The organism is Pseudoalteromonas mucoides (assembly GCF_049257175.1).
Classification (GTDB): domain Bacteria; phylum Pseudomonadota; class Gammaproteobacteria; order Enterobacterales; family Alteromonadaceae; genus Pseudoalteromonas.
The window spans coordinates 1-1,087 of the sequence record NZ_JBMMUC010000040.1 but is presented as its reverse complement, the minus strand read 5'-3'; the positions used below and the strand labels follow the sequence as shown (position 1 = coordinate 1,087).

1 protein-coding gene is annotated in these 1,087 nt (G+C 50.7%); it reads left to right on the top strand.

The window, feature by feature from the left end; all coding sequences use genetic code 11:
• The coding region (locus tag AAEU30_RS21455) for a tandem-95 repeat protein (RefSeq protein ID WP_421962294.1) at nt 1-1,087 on the top strand (1,087 nt) is incomplete at both ends.

Here is a 1,087-nt window from a genome sequence, read left to right as displayed (position 1 = left end):
CCTTGTCAGCGGGCCAACGTCAGGGCAAGTGGTGTTAGACCAAGCCGCGGGCACCTTTGTGTATACCCCAGATGCGAATGTGACAGGGCAAGACAGTTTTACCTATACGGTTACCGATAGCGAGGGTGGGGTATCATTGCCAGGCACTGTTACGGTAAATATCGGTGCAGTGAATGACCGTCCTGTAGCTGTGAATGATGCAGTGACAACCGATGAAGACACGGCGACAACGTTAGCTATTTTAGCCAACGATTCAGACGTGGAAGACAGCGGCTTTAATGCGGCGAACGTCAGCTTAGAGAACACAGGCACAGGCGCCGGCATGTACGACTTTGCTAATGTGAGTGTTAATCTTGATGGCAGTTTAGCAATCACGCCTCAGCAAGATGTCAACGGCGAGTTTAGCTTTACCTACACACTCACTGATAGTGAAGGGCTCAGCTCAACGCCAGCGACCGTGACACTGACCATTAATGCGGTGAATGACGCTCCCGTTGCCATGGACAACACCGCGCAACTACAAGAAGAAGGCTCATTTGAGGTCAACGTACTGGGTAACGACAGCGATGTGGATACTGGCGACAGCTTAGATGTCAGCAGTGTCAGCATCGTCACAGATGCTGACAATGGTCAAACCCAAATCACCGCAACGGGCGCGATTATCTACACCGCCAATGCTGATTACTTCGGCAGCGACAGCTTCACTTATACTGTTAAAGACAGTAACGGCGCAACCTCCAACGTGGCTACTGTGACCATGACGGTTAACCCGGTGAATGACGCGCCAGTCGGCCAAGCACAAACCGTGGCACTCGATGAAGACGCCAGTTTATTGATCACTTTATTTGCCACCGACATTGAAAACGACAGCTTAACCTATCGCATTGACAGTGATGTGAGCCAAGGCACCCTCGTGCAACAAAGTGCAGATAGCTGGCTTTATACGCCTACCGCGAATTTTAATGGCAGTGACAGCTTTAGCTTTATTGCTAATGATGGCGAGTTAGACTCAGCCCCAATGAGCGTAAACTTGACCGTCAATGCCATCAATGATGCACCGGTTGCCAGCAATGATACCGTGTCCGTT